At 63.5% G+C, this 17,585-nt stretch carries 18 protein-coding genes; 9 read left to right on the top strand and 9 right to left on the bottom strand.

The annotated features are described in order from the left end of the window. Nucleotides 1–209 precede the first annotated feature (209 nt). Nucleotides 210–803, top strand: coding sequence for a TetR/AcrR family transcriptional regulator (locus FJ953_RS06265; RefSeq protein WP_140497923.1), 594 nt, complete (start codon nt 210–212; stop codon nt 801–803). 335 nt (nt 804–1,138) lie between these two features. On the opposite strand, the gene FJ953_RS06255 is transcribed toward FJ953_RS06265, so the two are convergent. The 5 genes from FJ953_RS06255 to FJ953_RS06235 form a co-directional block, all read right to left on the bottom strand. Further along, nucleotides 1,139–2,161: a LacI family DNA-binding transcriptional regulator gene (locus tag FJ953_RS06255; protein ID WP_140623572.1), complete on the bottom strand. Its 1,023-nt coding sequence runs from the start codon at nt 2,159–2,161 to the stop codon at nt 1,139–1,141. A gap of 116 nt (nt 2,162–2,277) precedes the next feature. Next, nucleotides 2,278–3,069 carry an ATP-binding cassette domain-containing protein gene (locus tag FJ953_RS06250; RefSeq protein WP_140497927.1) on the bottom strand — a complete coding sequence of 264 codons (792 nt, stop codon included), beginning with the start codon at nt 3,067–3,069 and terminating at the stop codon, nt 2,278–2,280. 3 nt (nt 3,070–3,072) lie between these two features. Beyond that, nucleotides 3,073–4,059 carry an ABC transporter permease gene (locus FJ953_RS06245; protein WP_140558252.1) on the bottom strand — a complete coding sequence of 329 codons (987 nt, stop codon included), beginning with the start codon at nt 4,057–4,059 and terminating at the stop codon, nt 3,073–3,075. A 119-nt stretch (nt 4,060–4,178) separates the two neighbouring features. Then, nucleotides 4,179–5,114: a substrate-binding domain-containing protein gene (locus tag FJ953_RS06240; protein WP_140497931.1), complete on the bottom strand. Its 936-nt coding sequence runs from the start codon at nt 5,112–5,114 to the stop codon at nt 4,179–4,181. 271 nt (nt 5,115–5,385) lie between these two features. Beyond that, nucleotides 5,386–6,543 (bottom strand): fumarylacetoacetate hydrolase family protein, encoded by a 1,158-nt coding sequence (locus FJ953_RS06235; RefSeq protein ID WP_140623570.1) that lies wholly within the window; start codon nt 6,541–6,543, stop codon nt 5,386–5,388. Between the two features lie 420 nt (nt 6,544–6,963). Here FJ953_RS06235 and FJ953_RS06230 point away from each other — a divergent pair, with 420 nt between their 5' ends. From FJ953_RS06230 to FJ953_RS06220, 3 genes are all read left to right on the top strand, one after another. Then, nucleotides 6,964–7,449 carry a 2'-5' RNA ligase family protein gene (locus FJ953_RS06230; RefSeq protein ID WP_246674729.1) on the top strand — a complete coding sequence of 162 codons (486 nt, stop codon included), beginning with the start codon at nt 6,964–6,966 and terminating at the stop codon, nt 7,447–7,449. 130 nt (nt 7,450–7,579) lie between these two features. Continuing rightward, nucleotides 7,580–7,933: a nuclear transport factor 2 family protein gene (locus tag FJ953_RS06225; RefSeq protein ID WP_140497937.1), complete on the top strand. Its 354-nt coding sequence runs from the start codon at nt 7,580–7,582 to the stop codon at nt 7,931–7,933. Between the two features lie 217 nt (nt 7,934–8,150). Then, nucleotides 8,151–8,504 carry an ArsC family reductase gene (locus FJ953_RS06220; RefSeq protein ID WP_140623566.1) on the top strand — a complete coding sequence of 118 codons (354 nt, stop codon included), beginning with the start codon at nt 8,151–8,153 and terminating at the stop codon, nt 8,502–8,504. Nucleotides 8,505–8,690: 186 nt separating this feature from the next. Here the strand turns inward: FJ953_RS06220 and FJ953_RS06215 are convergent, their stop codons facing one another. From FJ953_RS06215 to FJ953_RS06205, 3 genes are read right to left on the bottom strand one after another with little or no spacing between them, the layout of a single operon-like run. Then, on the bottom strand, nt 8,691–9,044 hold the full coding sequence (locus tag FJ953_RS06215; RefSeq protein ID WP_140514740.1) for a DUF488 domain-containing protein: 354 nt from the start codon (nt 9,042–9,044) through the stop codon (nt 8,691–8,693). 23 nt (nt 9,045–9,067) lie between these two features. Then, on the bottom strand, nt 9,068–10,324 hold the full coding sequence (locus FJ953_RS06210; RefSeq protein ID WP_140623564.1) for an aminopeptidase: 1,257 nt from the start codon (nt 10,322–10,324) through the stop codon (nt 9,068–9,070). After that, the gene (locus FJ953_RS06205) at nt 10,321–11,313 is read right to left on the bottom strand and encodes a LysR substrate-binding domain-containing protein (RefSeq protein ID WP_140623562.1); all 993 of its coding nucleotides are present in this window, start codon (nt 11,311–11,313) and stop codon (nt 10,321–10,323) included. The genes FJ953_RS06210 and FJ953_RS06205 overlap by 4 nt, the downstream gene beginning before the upstream one ends. A 90-nt stretch (nt 11,314–11,403) precedes the next feature. On the opposite strand from FJ953_RS06205, the gene FJ953_RS06200 reads away from it, so the two are divergent. The 3 genes from FJ953_RS06200 (at nt 11,404) to sbmA (ending at nt 14,216) form a co-directional block, all read left to right on the top strand. After that, a complete protein-coding gene (locus FJ953_RS06200; protein ID WP_140497946.1) occupies nt 11,404–11,604 on the top strand; it encodes a hypothetical protein in 201 nt (66 codons plus the stop codon). Between the two features lie 76 nt (nt 11,605–11,680). After that, on the top strand, nt 11,681–12,841 hold the full coding sequence (locus tag FJ953_RS06195) for a YbfB/YjiJ family MFS transporter (RefSeq protein ID WP_140559351.1): 1,161 nt from the start codon (nt 11,681–11,683) through the stop codon (nt 12,839–12,841). Between the two features lie 115 nt (nt 12,842–12,956). Next, a complete protein-coding gene (gene sbmA / locus FJ953_RS06190; RefSeq protein ID WP_140497950.1) occupies nt 12,957–14,216 on the top strand; it encodes a peptide antibiotic transporter SbmA in 1,260 nt (419 codons plus the stop codon). Nucleotides 14,217–14,252: 36 nt separating this feature from the next. Here sbmA and FJ953_RS06185 read toward each other — a convergent pair whose 3' ends face one another. Further along, entirely contained in the window at nt 14,253–15,266 is a 1,014-nt protein-coding gene (locus FJ953_RS06185; protein ID WP_140624016.1) for a polysaccharide deacetylase, read from the bottom strand. Between the two features lie 190 nt (nt 15,267–15,456). On the opposite strand from FJ953_RS06185, the gene FJ953_RS06180 reads away from it, so the two are divergent. Together FJ953_RS06180 and der are read left to right on the top strand one after the other, a co-directional pair. Next, nucleotides 15,457–16,122 carry a tetratricopeptide repeat protein gene (locus FJ953_RS06180; RefSeq protein ID WP_140623560.1) on the top strand — a complete coding sequence of 222 codons (666 nt, stop codon included), beginning with the start codon at nt 15,457–15,459 and terminating at the stop codon, nt 16,120–16,122. 3 nt (nt 16,123–16,125) lie between these two features. Further along, nucleotides 16,126–17,559 (top strand): ribosome biogenesis GTPase Der, encoded by a 1,434-nt coding sequence (gene der, locus FJ953_RS06175; RefSeq protein ID WP_140497954.1) that lies wholly within the window; start codon nt 16,126–16,128, stop codon nt 17,557–17,559. Nucleotides 17,560–17,585: the final 26 nt, after the last annotated feature.

The raw sequence follows: 17,585 nt of genomic DNA, 5'->3' as shown, positions 1-17,585 counted from the left end.
CGCGAACCGTTTTTCATCTCTTCACCGGCCGGAGCCGCATGAAATGCAATTTTTCGCCCGCCCCGATCTGGCCGGACCAGATCACGGTCTTGTTATTGACGGCGGACGCCATAGGTGTTACCAGTAAGTAACATTCTGGAAGTTACAGACCGGTAACACCCTAGTCAAGAGGTGGCCGAGGGATTTTTGGAAACGAAAGGAGATCAATGATGACAGACGGCGTCGTGGAGCGTCCTCGTCCCCGGGATCGGATCCTGGAGACGGCGCGCGACATGTTCCACAAGCACGGCATCAAGGGCGTCGGCGTCGACGCCATCACCGAGGCTGCCGGCACGAACAAGATGACGCTCTACCGTCATTTCGAATCCAAGGACGATCTGATCATCGAATGCCTGCGCGCCACCGCATCAAAGGCCGGCGCGATGTGGGACGCATTCGAAGCCGAGCACCCGGGCGACAAGCTCGCGCAACTGCATGCCTGGGTTCGCAAGGCGGCCGAGATGCTTACGGCCGATTGCCGGGGCTGCGACATGGCCAACGCCGCGGTTGAGCTGACTGAACCCGACCATCCGGCCAGGCGCGTGATCAAGGAACTCAAGGAAGCCCAGCGCGAGCGCCTGGTGGCGCTCTGCCGGGGCGCCGGCATCGGCCAGGCCGAACTTCTGGCCGATACGCTTTCGCTGCTGTGCGAAGGCGCGCGCGTGAGCGTGCAGACCGTTGGCACCGAAGGTCCCAGCGCGCAATTGGTGCGCATGGCGGAAGGGTTGATCCAGTCCTTCAGGGGCGGAGCCGCCGCGGGCTGATCCATCGGCAAGGCTCATTGGCGCCGGACAGCGCGTGCGCTTCCGGTTTGCCGTGGCTTTGATGTTGCGTGGATTCCCTGCCGTTCCCGGAAATGTCCGGCATGCAATAAAAAAGCCCGCTGCCGGGAGGAGGTGGCAGCGGGCTCGATTTCGAATGTGGTGCGGAGGAGGTGCACCCCACTCAGCGTCGGCATCGCATCTGGGAGGAGTAGATGGCCGACAACCAGAAGCTATGGGTTGCCCAATGATTCGGCAATCGTGAATCGTGCATAGCAGCTGTGCAGATTCGCCGTATCGCTCGCGAACACAGTGACCGGAAGACCTCGCGGGCCGCGTCACTGCACCGGGACGTTTTCCCGGAAGATCAGCCGCGGCTCGATGAATTTCCGCGTCAGGTAGGGCGCCGATGATGCGATCGAGCCAAGCAGGCGGATGACCGATTGCTCGGCGATCAGCCTGGCATTCTGGTCGATGACGACGTCGGCTAGATCGTCGACGAGATAGCCGCGCGTTTCCCTCGTCAGGTCGTGACAGATGAATACCGGTTTGCGGTTGGGCCTGGCCTCCCGGATGGCTTTGGCAATGCCGGAGCGTCCGGCTCCAATGCAATAGATGCCGAGCAGTTCCGGCTCGTTGCGCAGCGCCTTCATGGTTTCGGCGTAGCTGGCATCGGTCTCGTCGTTGATCTCGACGGCGCTGCTGACGCTCAGGTTGGGGAACTCCTCGCCGAGCACGGAGCGGAAACCCATCTCGCGTTCCTCATGGCCGCGATAGGAGCGCGAGCCGACCACCATCGCCAGTTGGCCCTCGCGGTCGCCGAGGAAGCGTCCCATCAGGAGTGCGGCAGTCCGTCCCGCCACCCGGTTGTCTATGCCGACATAGGCCGAGCGTGGTGCGGCCGGAATATCGGACACCAGCGTCACCAGGCGAATGCCGGCCTCGACGATGTCGCGCAGGATGTTGCGCGTCCTGGGATGATCGACGGCGATGACGCCGACACCGTTGGCTTTCAGCGACAGGTTTTCGACGGCGGTCTGCAAGGCGTTCGGCGAGATTCCGGCGAGGTTGTGGATCCGGCACGAGGCAACGAGCGGCAGGCGCGAGGCATAATCCTCGATATGCCTGGCCAGATCCTGCATGAAGGCGTTGCTGCCGATCGGCAGGAAGAATTCCAGATTGGCCGGCCGCGAGGGGAGCGTTACCTGGTCGGCGACCGGCAGATAGCCGAGTTGCTTGGCGGCCTCCATGACGCGCTGCCGGTTGGCCGCGCTGACCCCCTTCCGGTTGTTGAGCACCCTGTCGACCGTCGCCGTCGACAGTTCGCAGTTCCTGGCGATGTCAGAGACGGTGGCTTTCATGCCGCAACCCTATTGCCGATGCGATGGCACGCCAGACGGGCGATTTGAGCGGCGCCGATCGCGCCCATCGCCCGGATGCCCATTCTGCTGTTTCGCCAGGGATGTTGCGCTCGTCCTCAATGCGACCCCTTGCCATCGGCGATGGCGTCGCGGATCTCCTTGTCCGACATGCCGGTGATGACGCGTTCAACCTCCGCCACGCTGGTCGTCTTGGGGTCGATGTCGCCGGCCACCACCTTGCCGCGCCGCATGACGACGATGCGGTCCACCACCTGGAAGACATGGTGGATGTTGTGCGCGATGAAGATGCAGGAATGGCCGGAATCGCGCGCGCTGCGCACGAAGCTCAGCACGCCCTGGGTTTCGGCGACGCCAAGATTGTTGGTCGGTTCGTCGAGGATGATGAGATCGCTGTCGAAATGCATGGCGCGCGCGATCGCCACGGCCTGGCGCTCGCCGCCGGAGAGCGAGCCGATCGGCGTCGTCGGCGGAATGTTCTTGGAAATGCCGACCTGCTTGAGCAGGTCGCGGGCGACCGTGTTCATCGCCTCCTGGTCCATGCGGTTGAGGAAGCGCGGCGGCTTGATCGGCTCGCGCCCGAGGAACAAATTGCGGGCGATCGACAGTTGGGTGACCAGCGCCGAATCCTGGTAGATGGTCTCTATGCCGTTGGCGATGGCGTCGCTGGTGTTGCGCAGGTTCACCTTCTTGCCGCGGATGAAGATGTCGCCGCTGGTCAGCGGCACCGCGCCCGACAGCACTTTGATCAGCGTCGACTTGCCGGCGCCATTGTCGCCGAGCAGGCCGACGATCTCGCGCTCGTTGACATGGAAATTGGCGTCCACCAGCGCCTGCACGCGCCCGTAGGACTTGCGGATGTTCTGCATGCGGATCAGTGGCTCGGCCATGGTTCACGTCCCTGCCTGATGCCGGCGTTCCAGCCATGAATGAAGCGCCATCATGCCAAGGATGATCGCGCCGATGAAGATGTTGTAGGCAAGGCCGGGCACGCCGATCAGCACGATGCCGTTGCGCATGACGCGCAGGATCAGGATGCCGAGCACGGTGCCGATGATGGTGCCGCGCCCGCCCGTCAGCGCCGTGCCGCCGATCACCACCATGGCGATGACCTCGAGTTCGTAGCCGGTGCCGCTGTTGGGGTTGGCCGCCGAGGTGCGCAGCGAGGAGATGACGCCTGCAAGCGAGGCCATGACCGAGGACAGCACGAACAGGCCGATCTTGACGCGGCTGACATTGACGCCGCGCGCCCTCGCAGCGTTCGGGTTGCCGCCGGCGGCCTGGATCCAGTTGCCGGTGCGGCTTTGCGTCAGCACATAGCCCAGCGCGATGGCCGCGGCGATGAACCAGAACAGCGACATGTAGATGCGGAACGGGCCGATGAAGAAATCGCCGACCAGCGCCTCCGCCAGCCAACTGCCCTCGGCGCTCCAGGTGCGCTGCGGAAAGCCGTCGGTGACGAACAGCGCGGTGCCGCGCACCACCAGGAGCATGCCGAGCGTGACCAGAAAGGACGGGATCTTGAGCTGCGTGACGAACCAGCCATTGACCAGGCCGATGAAGGCGGCGACCAGCAGCGCGACAACGAAGCCCATCTCCAGCGAGGTGAGGCCGCTGTTGAACAGCGTCCACATCAGCACCGGCGAGAAGCCGAACAGCGAGCCGACGGAAAGGTCGAATTCGCCCGACGTCATCAGCAACGTCATCGCCAGCGCGATCAGCCCGAGCTCGACCGTGAAGGCCAACGTGTTGGAGATGTTCTGGGGTGACAGGAAGTCGTGGTTGAAACCCCAGAAGACGGCGATCTCGACGACGAGCAGCACGAAGGGGCCGAATTCCGGCCGCGCGATCAGGCCTTGGACAAGCGAACGATTTTCCACGTGTAACCCGCGACTGGTTGGAATGGGCCGGACCATCGGGCCGCATCAAACGGCTCGATACCAGGCGAAAGGGCGGGACGCCGCACGCCCGGTGGACGCGCGGCGCTGGAGATCAGGGGCTATTTGCCGGACAGGATTTTGTCGTAGATCTCGGCGGTATCTTTCTCATAGAGCGCGCCGGTGATGACGTTGAAGCCCGGGGGAATGCCGCTGGCGGCCATGTTGGCGAGCGACAGCGCGACATAGCTGGTCGCCTGCGGATCCTGCCACTGGCCGGCATTGACGTAGCCGTTCAGCACTTCCTGGGTGGTGTCGAGCGAGTTGCCCCAGCCGACGACGGGGATTTCGCCGGGCTTGACGCCGACTTGGTCGAACACGCGTTTGATCGAGCCGGTGACGAGGTCGCCAAGGCCGATGATCGCCTTCACCTTGGCCTTGTTGGCGGTGAGATAGTCGACCATGCGGTTGATCACCTCGGCCTGGTCGAGCGTCGCCTCGGTCACCTCATAGGTGATGCCGAGCGGCTCGAACACGCTCTTGATGCCTTCCTCTTCCTGCACGCCGTAGGTGGCGCCGGGAATCTCGACAGGCATCCAGACGAAGTCGCCCTTCTTCACCAGGCCCTTGTCGACCAGATACTGCGCCCAGTGCTTGCCGAAGGTGACATTGTCGCCGCCGACATAGGCGTTGAAATTGGCCTTGGGATCGGGCGTGTTGAAATTGATGATCGGAATGTTGGCCGCGCGGGCTTCCTTGACGATCTCGACAAGGCTGCCCGGATCGGGGCTGGTGGTGGTGATGCCGTCGGCCTTGGCCGAGATCGCGGCCCGCACCGCCTCCTGCTGCGAGGCGACGTCGCCATTGTGGAACGAGGTGTTGACGGTATTGCCGGTGTCCTTGGCCCATTGCTTGGCGCCGGCAAGGAAGTATGTCCAGACCGGATCGGCCGGGCCGCCATGTGAAATCCAGTAGAACGTCTTGGCCTGCGCCGCCGCCGGAATGACCGTCAGCGCGACCAGCAGGCCGTATAGAACCACTCTTAGCCGTGTCAGCATTTGATTTCCTCCCGTTTGAAACTGATCAGTTCGAAACCGCCCTCTTGATCGGGCAAGACCGCGTCCTCCCCGCCAACGCCGTGTTGGATGATCAGAGCATCCTCTTTTTCGACAAATGGCAAGCCTCCGCCTGTCAGTCGTAGTCGGCGCCTGACGGGGCGCCATCAGCGGTCCCATCAGATTGCATCAGTTCGGATGATTTTCGCGGCAGGCGATACCGGCCTCAAGGGTCGCCGGAGCGATGATTGACCGCCGTCGGGTGAACCCAGAGCTAGAGGAGGCCGGCCCTGGCAAGATCGCGCATCAGATGGCTGGCGCCGTAGGTCCAGTGCGGGCAGTCCGGCGACAGTCGCACCCGGTTGACCAGCGCGCCGAATTTCTCCGACGAGATGGTGACGATGTCGCCGACCTTATGGGTGAAACCCTTGCCCTTCTCGCCGCGGTCCTTCGAAGGCACGAACATGGTGCCGAGATAGAGCGCCAGGCCGTCCGGGTACTGGTGATGCGCGCCCATGGCAGCCGCTACGAGCTCTTCGGGAGAGCGGCTGATCTCGGCCATCGAGCTCGCGCCCTCCAGCGAGAACCCGTCCTCACCTTCCACTTTCAGCCGGACCACGGCCCGCTTTACGTCGTCGATGGAGAACGTGCCGTCGAACAGGCGGATGAAGGGGCCGAGCGAGGCGGAGGCGTTGTTGTCCTTGGCCTTGCCGAGCAGCAGCGCGGATCGCCCTTCGACATCGCGCAGATTGACGTCGTTGCCGATGGTGGCGCCGAGGATCCTGCCGCTTGAGGCGGCGATCATGGCGATCTCCGGCTCCGGATTGTTCCAGGTAGAGACGGGATGCAGGCCGACATCGGCGCCGAAACCGACCGAGGCCATCGGCTGGCATTTGGTGAAGATCTCGGCGTCGGGGCCGATGCCCACTTCCAGATATTGCGACCAGGCGCCGCGTGCGATGAGCTTGGCCTTGATCTCCATCGCTTCCGGCGAACCGGGCTTGAGCTTGGACAGATCGTGGCCGATCAGCCCGGCAATGTCGGCGCGGATGGCGTCGGCCTTTTCCGCCGAACCGCGCGCCTGTTCCTCGATGACGCGTTCCAGCAGGCTGACGACGAAGGTGACGCCCGAGGCCTTGATCGCCTGCAGGTCGACGGGGGAGATGAGATAGGGCCTTGCCGGATCACGCGCGGCCTCGAAACTGTTGGCCGCGATATCATCGAGCGAGCCGATCGGCTTGCCCTTGGCCGAGCGCACATAACCGGCCGGATCGGCCATCTCGCAGATATCGCGCACGGTCGGCGCCGTGCTCGACGTGATGTCGAAGACGGTGCCATCACGCACCGTGACCACCAGGGGATGCGCGGCGTCGCTGCTTCTGGCGCGCCCGACAAAAAGGCCTTCGGCGGGCAGATGCATCGGGTTTGTCATGCGTGCGGTCCTCTGATCATCAAAAATGCGGCTCGCTGGTTCGGCGCGGCACTTTCACCGGATTCCTGTCAAAGGTCTATCCCGTTTGTGGTGAGCCAGGCGCCATGTCTGCCGGCGTCGTCGGCGATTGGCGTACCGCAAGGAAGCACTCCTTCGGGGGTTGAATGCATGCGGCGGTGCGGGAGTCCCGACGCCTGCGTCATTTTTCCGGCTTGCACATGTTCTCGTTTTGTTCTAATATGCCCAACCTGAGTCAATGGGCGGACGAAATCAGTGAGTGGGCAACCCGCATTCGGAACCGCGAAGAACGGCCAGGCCTTTTTCCGATGGGAACAGGCCGGGAAGCATTTCCACCGGCTGTTCTTTGCCATCCTCGTCGGCAGCGCGATTGCTGGTCGTCTCGCGCGAAAGGCCATTGCCTTGAACCGTGAGTTCGGATTGCAAGGCTGGCTGGTTCCGGAAAATCACATCCACATCTCGCTTGTCGGCCTCGGCGACCATGAGGAGTACCCGCAGGAGTTGGCAGAGGCCGCCTGTCATATCGGATCGATGATCGTTGCAAAGCCCTTCGAGGTCTCGTTCGATCGCCTGTCGGCTTTTGGCGGTGGTGCACTGGTCCTGCGCGGCAGCGATGGCAATCCGTCGCTGCAGAAGTTCTGGCGTGACCTGACGGCGGTGATCTCGGACAGCCCGCTAAAACCCTTTCTCACCAAGTCCATCGAACCGCATGTTACATTGCTTCGTGATGAAGTGGGCGTCCCCAGCATTCGCGAGCGGTCGATCGACCCGATCGGCTGGACTGTCCGGGATTTTGTGCTGATCCACAGTCTCATTGGGAAGGGCGCCTACAAGCAGCCCGGACGTTGGCGGCTGACCGGCCAGGACGATGCACTGCCCGCCATGTGAGAGCCTGCATCGTCCTCGCATAGTCCGCGCGGTCCATCATCCTGACATGGCATGTCAGCTACCAGACGGCACGACGATGGCAGGCCGCCAACCTTTCCCTATTTGCAATGCGTCTGAACAGGAGGAACACATGACCAACACGGAAATTGCCAAGGATTTCACGGAGCTTCTCAAGCGCGGTGACTACGAAAGTGCTGCCGAGAAATACAATGCCGACGACATCGTCAGCTATGAGGCCATGGAGGGGCCGATGGCCGTCTGCCGCGGCAAGGACGCCGTCAAGCAGAAAGGCCAGTGGTGGCAGGAAAACAACGAAGTCCATGGCGGCTCGGTCGAGGGCCCTTATGTCAACGGCGACCAGTTCGCCGTACGCTTTACATTTGACATAACGCCCAAGGCCACGGGCCAGCGTGTCACCATGGACGAGGTTGGCCTGTACACGGTCAAGAACGGCAAGATTGCCGAAGAGCGCTTCTATTATTGAGACGGGTTTTCGGCTGTCGGCACATTTCGCCGCATCCTAAGCGGCCAGGATCATGTCCTGGCCGCTATCCGACCTGATGCACATCGTCGTCACGGATGGGCGACCGCGCGCCCGCCATTGAATAAACTTACTCTTCGATGGTTCTGCCGGGCCGCTGGCAAAGCGCGCCGGGGCTGCTTAATCTGCGGCCAGATTCGAAGTCCGGAAGGCACCTGTTTTGACGATCACCATGTACGGCATCACCACCTGCGACACGATCAGGAAGGCCCGCGTCTGGCTGGAGGGCCACGACGTGCCTTACCGGTTCCACGACTATCGGGCGGAAGGCATCGAGGCGGGCAGGCTGGATGGCTGGGTCCGCAAGCTCGGCTGGGAAAAGCTGCTCAATAAGGGCAGCACCACGTTCCGCGAGTTGCCGGACAAGGATAAGCAGGGCCTGGATGAAAAGAAGGCCAAGGCACTGATGCTGGCCAAGCCGACGATGATCAAACGGCCTGTGCTCGAGGTTGGCGACCGCATCCTGGTCGGGTTCAAGCCGGATGTTTATGAGGCGGCGGTGGTCGGGAAGTAGGGCGCGGTACACTCTCAATTCGTCATCCTAGGGCGGAGCAGGGAGCGAAGCGACGCGGCGCAGACCCTAGGATCCATGCCGTGACTTTTGGGCGTCGCAGCCGTGCTGATTCTGCTCCGTTGCATTTCCGGACGGACGTCACGGCATGGATCCTCGGGTCAAGCCCGAGGATGACTAAGGGACAGGTCACTGTCCTCTCAGATACCCCGCCAGTGCCACGGCATTGTTGTGCGCCTCGTCATGGGCGCCGTAGAGCAGCGTCACCTTGCCGTCGCGGAGCAGGGCGCGCAGTTGCGCCACGGCCTCGCCATTGCCTTCCAGTTCGGCACGATACCGCTTCTGGAACTCGGCCCATCGTTCGGGCTCGTGCCCGAACCACTTGCGCAAGTCGGTGCTCGGCGCGATGTCCTTCAGCCATAGCGCCAGCGCGGCATGCTCCTTGCTGACGCCACGTGGCCAGACTCGATCGACCAGGACCCGCTGCCCGTCATCGAACGAGGGTGGTTCATACACCCGCTTGACCGCGATCTCGAAGGCCATCCGCTCTCCTTCGTGCGCTCCCGTCAGGCCCACTCGCCCTTGCGCATGACCGGCACGCGGCTGCCGTCCTTGCCGACGCCTTCGATGTCGATCTTGTCCGAGCCGATCATCCAGTCGATGTGGATGAAGCTCTTGTTGCCGCCGCGCTCCGCGATCTCGGCCTGGCTGAGCGAGGCGCCGTCGACGAAGCACTTCGAATAGCATTGGCCGAGCGCGATGTGACAGGCGGCGTTTTCGTCGAACAGCGTGTTGAAGAACAACAGGCCGCTCGCCGAGATCGGTGAGGAATGCGGCACCAGCGCCACTTCGCCAAGCCGGCGTGCGCCCTCGTCGGTGTCCAGCACTTTCTTCAGCACGTCCTCGCCCTTCGAAGCCTTCGCCTCGACGATCCTGCCGCCCTCGAAACGCACCGAGATCTCGTCGATCAGCGTGCCCTGGTAGGAGAGCGGCTTGGTCGATGAAACATGGCCTTCCACCCGCCGCGCATGTGGCGTGGTGAAGACCTCCTCGGTCGGGATGTTGGGATTGCAGGTGACGCCGTTCTTGGCGGTGGAGGCGCCGCCCATCCACTCATGGCCGTCGGCCAGCCCGACCGTCAGGTCGGTGCCCGGCCCGGTGAAATGAAGCGAATGGAAATTATGGCCGTTGAGCCATTCGGTGCGGCTGCGTAGGGCCGCATTGTGCGCCTTCCAGTTGCCGATCGGATCTTCCACGTCCACCCGCGACGCGGCGAAGATGGCGTCGGCGAGCTTGGCCACCGCAACGTCGTCGGCATCATCGGGGAAGACCTGCTTGGCCCAGGCGAGATCGGGATAGGCGACGATGTTCCAGTTGATGTCGAAGCCGGTGATCTTCTCCAACGCCGGCTGGTAGGCCATCGAATTGGCCTTGTTGGCGCGCGCCACTTTCGCCGGGTCCTGCGCCGACAAAAGCGAGGGATCCTCGCCGCGCACGGCAAGTCGCGCCGCATTGTTGGAGAAGGCTTTGGCCATGCCTTCATAGAGCCAGCCGGCGGCGCGGTCGAAGCCGGCGTCCGCGCCATAACGAAAGCGCGCCAGCGTGATCTCGTCATCGTTGAAGATCGGCGTCACCAGCCCCGCGCCGGCCTTGTAGGCATGCTCGACGATGCGCCGGGTCAGCGGCAGCGCGGCGATGGAGGAGGTCAGCACCAGGTCCTGCCCAGGCTGCAATTGCAGCCCCACTTTGATGGCGACTTCGGCCAGCCTGTCGAGCTTCACCGGGTCGATCGTTGCGGAAACGCCGCGCGAATGTGTGGTCATGATCCTGCCTGCCGTAGTTTGATGTCGGACTCTACATAGACCGGCGCCACGGTGCTTTCCACCGTGATCGCGTCGCTCGTGCCCGCCTTCGCTGAGCCGAACTGCGCCATCGTCGCCTCGATCTCTTCCCGGATCCAGAGCTTGAAATCCCGGACCTTGCGGCTTTCGGCCTTGGCGGCGGAGGTCACCAGCCAATAGCCAAGCCCGCTCTGGGCGCGGATCCCGAACGGCGCGACGAGCCGCCCGTCGGCCAGCGCGTCGGCGGCGAGCAACTGCCAGCCCAGCATCACGCCATGGCCGGCAATCGCCGATTCCAGGCAAAGCATCGGATCGGTGAAGCGAGCGCCCTTCAGGAAGGTGACGGGTTCGACACCGGCCGCGGCGAACCAGCTTTCCCAGTTGATCATCGCCCGTTCGTCGGTGATCGCGCAGGTCTGGGCAAGGTCTTCGATCGATTTCAGTTTCTTCGCTATCGAGGGTGCGCAGACCGGGAACACCTCTTGTGCCAAAAGCAACTCCGCCTTGCCGCCCGGCCATTTGCCGTCGCCGAGCCGGATGGCGATATCGATATCGGAATGGTCGAGGTCGGCCAGCCGCACCGAGGCGTCGATGCGCAACAGCACGTTGGGATGCCGGGTGAAGTGATGCGACAGCCGCGGCAGCAGCCATTTCGAGGCGAATGCCGGCGCCACGGAAACCACCAGCGTGCATTGGCGCGCCTCGTCGGCCAGCGCCACGGCCTGGGTGAGCTCGCGGAAACCCGCGCCGAGGCGCATCGCGAACATGGCGCCGAATTCCGTCAGGACCAGCCCCTTGGCCGTTCGCTCGAACACGGCCTGGCCGAGCTGCTGTTCCGCGCGCTTTATCTGCTGGCTGACGGCGCTGGCCGAAACGTTGAGTTCGCCGGCGGCCGCGGCGAGCGAACCGAGGCGGGCAACGGTCTCCACGGCGCGAAGGCCGTTGAGGTGGACGCGGTTGAGCATGGCCATTGAGTTTTTCTAAACCAGCGGGGCTGAAATCTCAATTGAAAGTGATGCCGAAAACGCAGACTTTCACGGGACAGGCCTGCGGAGGCTGACATGTTGAGGCTGTTATCGTCGCTCAAGATAGTATTCCCTGTGCACGAGCCGCCATACGGTGGCGAAGCGGTCGCCTGGCTGGCCGATCCGCTTGCGCATCCCGTGCTCGACGCCATGTCGGAGCGTGAGCTCGGCGACATACCGTTCCGGCTGACGGCGCGACGCACCGCCCACGAGACGGCGCAAGCGGGCTGCCGCTGATTGGTGCTGACGGTCCGGCGCCTGGCCCAACGCAAGCACGTTGTGTCGCCGGTCTTCGCACTTATTGTGCACCGCGATGACATCCGCCACCTCAACAGCGCTGCGGTTCGCTTTCGCCGGCATGATCGCCATGGCTGTCGCCATGGGCATTGGTCGTTTCGTCTATACGCCGATCCTGCCCGGCATGATGGAAGAACTCCATCTGTCGGCGGCCGATGCGGGCTGGATCGCGTCGGCCAATTATCTCGGCTACCTCGCCGGCGCCTTTGCCGCGGCGGGCGGCTGGGCGCATGGGCGCGAGCGCCTGCTGATGCTGGCCGGCCTCGGCGCCAGCGCCTTGCTTGCCGCGCTGATGGGGCTGTCGGATACGATCGCCGCGTTTCTCGTCATCCGCTTTCTTGCAGGCCTGGCCAGCGCCTTTGTCATGGTGTTCCTGGCCAGCATTGTTTTCAGCCATCTTGCTGCGGCCGGCCGCAGCGATCTGCAGGCGTGGCATTTCGGCGGCGTCGGCCTCGGCATCGCCCTGTCCTCGGTGCTGATGGCGGCCCTGGTCAGCGAACATGCCGGCTGGGCGGCGGGCTGGCTGTGGTCGGCGGCGATCTCGGCTTGTGGCTTCGTCGTCGTGGCGCTGTTGGTGGACAGCGGTCCGCTGGCCAGCGGCGATACCGGCCGCGAGCCGGCGCTGCCAAAAGACCGCTCGCTGACCAAGGTGATCGTCGCTTACGGCTTGTTCGGCTTCGGCTACGTGGTAACGGCGACCTTTCTTGTCGCCATTGTCCGGCAAGGCGGCGGCGGACGCGTGTTCGAGGCGGTGGTCTGGATGGTCACCGGTCTTGCCGGCTTTCCCTCGGTCTGGCTCTGGCAGAAGATATCGGCACGGATCGGCCTTTACGCGACCTATGCGCTGGGATGTTTCGTCGAGGTCGTCGGCATTGTCGCAAGCGTCGCGGTGGGCGGGCGCACCGGGCCGCTGCTCGGCGGGCTGCTCGTTGGCGGCACGTTCATTGCCATCACCGCGATCGGCCTGCAGACCGCGCGGCAACTGGCGCCACAAGCTCCCCGGCGGACCTTCGCCTTGATGACGGCTTCGTTCGGTCTTGGCCAGATCATCGGCCCGATTGCCGCCGGGCTCCTGGCGCAGGCGTCGGGCGATTTCTTCCTTGCCTCGATCGCCGCCGCGGCCGTTCTGGTCGCCTCCGGCGTCATCACATGGTCGGCCGCGCCAAAATCGCCATGATTGTGGGTTTGCTCGGTGCCGGGCATCGGGCATGGGCATTTTCTTTCCCCCTAATGTGTGACTTTATGCCTGCTGAACCCAGCTGATTTGCGCAAAAATCGAGGAATTCGCCACAGTGTTCGTATCCTTCTTCCCGCAGCCGAAGCTGTTTTTCTCTTCGGCCGCCGTCTGGAGCCTTGCGGCAATCCTGTTCTGGTTTTTCGGGGGTGAGCAACTGGGCGCCGTCTTCGGCCTGCCGCCGGCAGCAGCCGGTGCACCGCCCATTATCGGCATCGCCGTCCTCGTCTCGAAGCCGTTTCTCTGGTTCTACATCTACTTCGCGTTTTGCGTGGTCGCTTTCTATGCGTTCTGGAGCTGGTATTCGCCGCATCCGTGGCAACGTTGGTCTATCCTGATGACGGCGGTCATCCTGTTCTTCATCTATTTCAATGTGCAGGTCAGCGTCGCCGTCAATGCCTGGTACGGCCCCTTCTTCGACTATGTGCAGGGGCTGATGTCGGGCACCGGAAAATCGACCAACGCCGAATTCTACATTGGGCTGGCCGATTTCTCGTGGCTTGCGCTGGTCGGCATGAACGTGCAGGTGGTCAACGCCTTCATCGTCAGCCACTGGATCTTCCGCTGGCGCACGGCGATGAACAACTATTTCGTCGAGAACTGGGGCAGGCTGCGCCACATCGAGGGCGCCTCGCAACGTATCCAGGAGGACACGATGCGGTTTTCCCAGATCATGGAAGATCTGGGTTCCAGCTTCGTCCAGTCGATCATGACGCTGATCGCCTTCCTGCCGGTCATGATCCAGTTGCAGGCCCATATAACCGAGTTGCCGATCATCGGCGCGATCCCCCAGCCATTGGTGGTCGCGGCACTGGCCTGGTGTCTGTTCGGAACGATTTCGGTCATGATTGCCGGCATGAAGCTTCCAGGGCTGCAGTTCCGCAACCAGCGCGTGGAGGCGGCCTACCGCAAGGAGCTCGTTTACGGCGAGGATCATGCCGACCGGGCCCAGCCCGCCACCACCGCCGCGCTGTTCGCCAATGTTCGCCACAATTATTTCCGGCTGTATTTCCACTACATCTATTTCAATGTCGTCCGGTACACCTACCTGCAGGCCGACAATATTTTCTCGCTGCTGATCCTCGGGCCGTCGCTGGTCGCCCACAAGATAACGTTCGGCGCGCTGAACCAGATTTCGAATGCATTCGGCAAGGTGACAGGTTCCTTGCAGTTCCTGCTCACCTCCTGGTCGACCATCGTCGAACTGCAATCGGTGCATAAGCGCCTGCGCGCCTTCGAGGCGACGCTGCAGGGCGAGCCGCTGCCGGAAATCGACCAGCGCTATCTGGCGCGGCAAGGCGCCGAGGATCCCGCTTAAGTCAGGAAAGACCTGGGTGCGAAACGGGTCGGCGGCTCAGCCGCCGACGGAAGCCTGCTTCTGGCCAGAACCCTGCCGCGAGATGTAATCGCGAAAACTGATGCATTCGACGTCTGATTTGACGCAGACCTCGCCGGCAAAACGCTCCAGCGCGTTCCAGTAGGCGCCGTCATTCATCAGCGCGAAATGGAAGCCGAGTTGCAGCGGAACGCGCTTGCCCCGGTATTGATCCTCGAAGGCGGCGCGGAAAGCCTGGTAGGTGCGGTCCGCGAACTCGCCTGCCTTGCTCGGCCGCTCGAAGCCGCCGGAATGCCTGACATAGAGATTGTAGTCCATGGCGATCACCGGCCGCGATTTCGGTCCTTCCGGGATCTGCGGCAGTGAAAAGCGCGCGAGGCCGGCGGTGGTCGGCGGCTGGACCGGGCCGCGCGAGACGCCGCTGGCGTCGAACCGGTAACCGGCGGCGAGCAGCGCCTCGTAGAGCGCCTTGCTCGTCGACAGATAGGGCGCGCGGAAGCCAACCACCGCATGCCGCGCGAAATCGCGCCAGCCGGTCGGCTCGGGCTCGATGCCGTTGATCGCATAGGCGTTTTCGAGGATGTGCTCGAACGAGGCGAACTCCTTCAGCCAGTCGGCCTTGCTCCAGTCCTTGCCGTCGAAATGGCCGCAGCCATGACTGGCGATGTCATGGCCTTCCGATGCCGCAAGCCCGATCTGCTCCAGCCGCTGGCTCACTTCCTGCGTCGAGGCGGCGAAGCCGATGTTGGATTTGCCCGATGTCTTGCCCGGCGCGGTGTATTGGCTGCGCGTTTCCGGTGACAGCAGGAAGACACAGGAGAGGAAATAGGTGAAATGCGCTCCGGTGCGCTTCGCCAGCGCCCGGCTGCGCTTCCATTGCGAGATGTCGCGGGCGCTGTCGAAGGAGATGATGACGACCTGCTTTGGCCTTGCCGGCAAAGGCGCCCACGAGCCGGGTGGATCGGCGAAAGCCGCACCGGCCGTGGCAAGCGAAGCGAGACAGAACGCGGCAATGCGAGACGAAAAGGATATTGGCAACAGCTACTGACCCCGGGCGGTTTTGGCCCCGCTATAGCGCAAATGTGGCGTGGGTGCGGTGGCCTTTTCGTCCGTTTGCCCCGCGAATAGGTGATTTTCCGGTCGAACCCCTTCCATGCCGACAAAATTTCGCTAAAACGCGGGCTCGCGAACGCTCCGGCCCGGGGCAGGAATGGTTTTATTGATGTCCGACGACAGTTTTATCCGTGAAGTCAACGACGAGATCCGTCGCGAACAGGCGCAGAAGCTGTGGGACCGTTTCGGCCCGGCCCTGCTTGTGGTCGCGGTGCTGGTCGTGCTCGGCACCGCCGCCTTCGTCGGCTACCGCTACTGGGACGAGACCCGCGCCAACCGTTCGGGCGATGCCTTCTCGCAAGCGTTGAAGCTGGCCAATGACGGCAAGAACGACGAGGCGCTGACCGCGCTCGATCAACTGGAGAAGGATGGCTACGGCGCCTATCCGCTGCTCGCCCGCATGCGCGCTGCCACCGTCAAGGCCGACAAGGGCGACGTCGATGCCGCCGTCAAGGATTTCGACGAGGTGGCGGCCGACGCCGCCATTCCCCAGGGCATTCGCGACATGGCGCGGTTGAGGGCGGCGCTGCTGCTGGTCGATCACGGCTCCTTCGCCGATGTGTCGAGCCGCGTCGAGGCCCTGACCTCGGACACCAACACGCTGCGCCACACCGCGCGCGAGGCGCTCGGGCTGGCCGCCTGGAAGGAAGGCAAGACCCAGGATGCGCTGAAGCTGTTCGACCAGATCGCCGCCGATGACGGTGCCCCGCGCAACACCCGCGAACGGGCGACCCTGATGTCCGAGCTGATCCGCGGCTCGGGCAGCGCGTCGTGACATATGAGCTTCAAAGTCGCCATCATCGGCCGGCCTAACGTCGGCAAATCGACTCTTTTCAATCGGCTGGTGGGAAGGAAGCTGGCGCTTGTCGATGACACGCCGGGCGTCACCCGCGACCGCCGCGTCCATGCGGCAAAGCTTTACGACCTGCATTTCGACGTCATCGACACTGCGGGTTTCGAGGACGCCGCCGCCTCGACGCTGCCCGGCCGCATGCGTGCGCAGACCGAGATCGCTATCCGTGAGGCCGACCTGATCTTCTTCACCGTCGACGCCAAATCCGGCCTGTTGCCGGACGACCGGACCTTTGCCGAGATCGTGCGCAAATCCGGCAAGCCGGTCGTGCTGGTCGCCAACAAGGCCGAGGCGAAGGGCGCGCAGGGCGGCATGCTGGAGGCCTGGGAGCTCGGGCTTGGCGAGCCGGTTCCGGTCTCGGCCGAACACGGCCAAGGCATGCCCGACCTGCGCGACGCGGTGATCGCCGCACTTGGCGAGGCGAGAGCCTTTGGCGAGGATGAGGACGACGACGAGGAGATCGCCTCCAGCGAGGTGCTGATCGGCGAGGATATCGCCGATCCCGACGCCGACGAGGTGCCGGCCTATGACGACACCAAGCCGATGCGCATTGCCGTCGTCGGCCGCCCCAATGCCGGCAAGTCGACGCTGATCAACGCGCTGATCGGCGAGGAGCGGCTTTTGACCGGACCGGAAGCCGGCATCACCCGCGATTCCATCTCGGTCGATTGGGACTGGCGCGGCCGCCGTATAAAATTGTTCGACACCGCCGGCATGCGCCGCAAGGCCAGGATCCATGAAAAGCTCGAGGTCATGTCGGTGCAGGATGGCCTGCGCGCCATCCGCTTCGCCGAGATCGTCATCATCGTGCTCGACGCCACCATCCCTTTCGAGAAGCAGGATCTCCAGATCGCCGACCTGATCATCCGCGAGGGCCGCGCGCCGGTGATCGCCTTCAACAAATGGGACCTGATCGACAATCCGCAGGAACTGTTGGCAGAACTGCGCGAAAAGACCGAACGGCTTTTGCCGCAGGCGCGCGGCATGCAGGCTGTGACGGTTTCGGCCGAGACCGGGCGCGGCCTCGACAAGCTCATGGAAGCCGTCATCCGCACGCACAAGGTCTGGAACAGCCGCGTCTCGACCGGCAGGCTCAATCGCTGGCTGGAAGGCATTCTTGCGCATCATCCGCCGCCCGCGGTTGCCGGTCGCCGGCTGAAGGTCAAATATGTCACGCAGGCCAAGACGCGCCCGCCGGGCTTCGTCGTCTCGTGCTCGCGCCCGGATGCGATGCCGCAATCCTATGTCCGCTATCTCACCAACAGCCTGCGCGAAGCCTTCGACATGCCGGGCGTACCGATCCGCATGGCGTTGAGGACTTCGGACAATCCCTTTGCCGGCAGGGCCAAGAAGCGCTGACGCCCCCGGGGGGAGGGTGCCAACCC

The sequence above is a fragment of the Mesorhizobium sp. B2-3-6 genome, from assembly GCF_006442305.1.
Lineage (GTDB): Bacteria > Pseudomonadota > Alphaproteobacteria > Rhizobiales > Rhizobiaceae > Mesorhizobium.
This window is presented reverse-complemented; position numbering and strand designations above follow the sequence as displayed.